At 68.9% G+C, this 2,160-nt stretch carries 1 protein-coding gene; it reads left to right on the plus strand.

Annotated features, from left to right (window positions below; genetic code table 11):
• Positions 1–2,160 (plus strand): condensation domain-containing protein (locus AOQ71_RS04750; protein ID WP_157083380.1); only part of this gene is annotated, 2,160 nt, incomplete at both ends.

Here is a 2,160-nt window from a genome sequence, read left to right on the forward strand (position 1 = left end):
TCTCGGTGTGGAGCGCATCGGGCGCCACGACAACTTCTTCGAACTGGGCGGCCACTCGCTGTTGGCAGTACAGCTGATGGAGCTTCTGCGGCGGCGGTCGCTGGGCATCGAAGTGCGCACCCTGTTCGCCCAGCCGGTGCTGGCGGATCTGGCCGCAAGCCTCGGCCACCATCAGGAGGTGGCGGTCCCGGCCAACCTGATCACCGAACGGAGTGCGGCGATCACGCCACAGATGCTGCCGCTGATCGAGCTGGCACAGGACGAGATCGACCGGATCATTGCCACGGTGCCCGGGGGGGTTGGCAACATCCAGGACATTTACGGCCTGTCGCCGCTGCAGGACGGCATCCTGTTCCATCATCTGCTGGCGGCAAAGGGCGATCCATACCTGCTGGTATCGCAGATGGCGTTTGCCGAGCGTGGGCTGCTCGAGCGCTATCTTGCCGCGGTCCAGCGGGTGGTGGATCGGCATGACATCCTGCGCACCTCGTTTGTGTGGGAGGGGCTGTCGCAGCCGGCCCAGGTGGTGTGGCGGAAGGCACAACTGGAGGTGACCGAGGTCGAGCTGGATGGCGCTCATGGTGCTGGCGCCGAGCAGCTGCGGGAGCGGTTTGATCCGCGCCGGCACCGCATCGAGCTTGGCCGGGCGCCACTGCTGCGGTTTGTGATTGCGCGCGAGCCCGGCAGCGCGCGCTGGCTGCTGCTGGAGCTGCAGCATCATCTGATCGGGGATCACACCACGCTGGACGTGATGCATGCTGAGGTCCGGGCCGAGCTGGAGGGGCGCCAGCATGAGCTGCCGGCGCCGCAGCCGTTCCGCAATCTGGTGGCGCAGGTGCATCTACGCGGTGATGCCGAGGCGGACGAAGCGTTCTTCCGGGAGCTGCTGGCCGACATCGACGAGCCGACCACGCCGTTCGGCTTGAGCGAGGTGCGCGGCGACGGCGGCGGGGTTCGTGAGGCGCATCGGTTGTTGCCGCCGGCGCTCCATGCGCGGCTGCGGGAACAGGCGCGGCGGCTGGGCGTCAGTCTGGCAAGCCTGTGCCATCTGGCGTGGGGGCAGGTGGTGGCGCACAGCAGCGGCCGCGAGCAGGTGGTGTTCGGCACGGTGCTGTTCGGCCGCCTGCAGGGCAACGCCGGCGCCGACCGCGCCATGGGGCTGTTCATCAACACCCTGCCGCTGCGGCTTGATCTTGATGGGACCGCGGTCGAGGCGAGCGTGCGAACCACGCATGCCCGGCTGGCCGAGCTGCTGGCACATGAGCATGCCTCGCTGGCGCTGGCGCAGCGCTGCAGCGCCATTGCGGCGCCGGCGCCGCTGTTCAGCGCGTTGTTGAACTACCGCCACAACACTGCGGCGGTCGCCACCGCAACCGATGACAGTGTGGTGGGCGTGGAATGGCTGGGCGGGGAGGAGCGCACCAATTATCCGCTGACCTTGTCAGTGGAGGATTTTGGCGAGGCGCTCGGGCTGACGGCGCAGGTGGCGGAGCCTATCTCGGCGGATCGGATCTGCGGCTACATGCAGCGGGCGCTCGAGCAGCTGGCAGAGGCGCTGGAGCGGGCGCCGGACACGCCGGTGCGGGAGCTGGACATCCTGCCAGCGGCCGAGCGCACCTATCTGCTGGAGGAGCTGAACCGGACGGCGGCGGCGTATCCTGCGGAGCAGTGCATCCAGGAGCTGTTCGAGGCGCAGGTGCGCAAGGCGCCGGAGGCGGTGGCGCTGGTCTATCAGGACCAGCGCGTAAGCTATGGCGCGCTCAATGCGCACGCCAACCAGCTGGCGCATCATCTGATCGCCCTCGGGGTCAAGCCGGATCAGCCGGTGGCAATCTGCGTTGCGCGCAGTCCGCTGATGGTGGTGGGGCTTTTGGCGATCCTGAAGGCCGGCGGGGCGTATGTGCCGCTGGACCCGGCCTATCCGTCGGCGCGGCTGCGCCAGGTGTTGGAGGATGCGGCGCCGCGGCTGCTGCTGACCGATGCGGCCGGCCGCGCCGCCTTGGGCGATGTGGGCCTCGATGCGAGCGTGGTGGAGCTCGATGCGGCGGCACCGGCCTGGGCCAGCCTGCCGGAATCGGATCCGGACCCGCGCGCGCTCGGCCTCACCTCCCGCCATCTCGCCTACGTGATCTACACCTCGGGATCCACCGGTACGCCCAA

This window comes from Bradyrhizobium manausense (genome assembly GCF_001440035.1).
Taxonomy (GTDB): Bacteria; Pseudomonadota; Alphaproteobacteria; order Rhizobiales; family Xanthobacteraceae; genus Bradyrhizobium; species Bradyrhizobium manausense.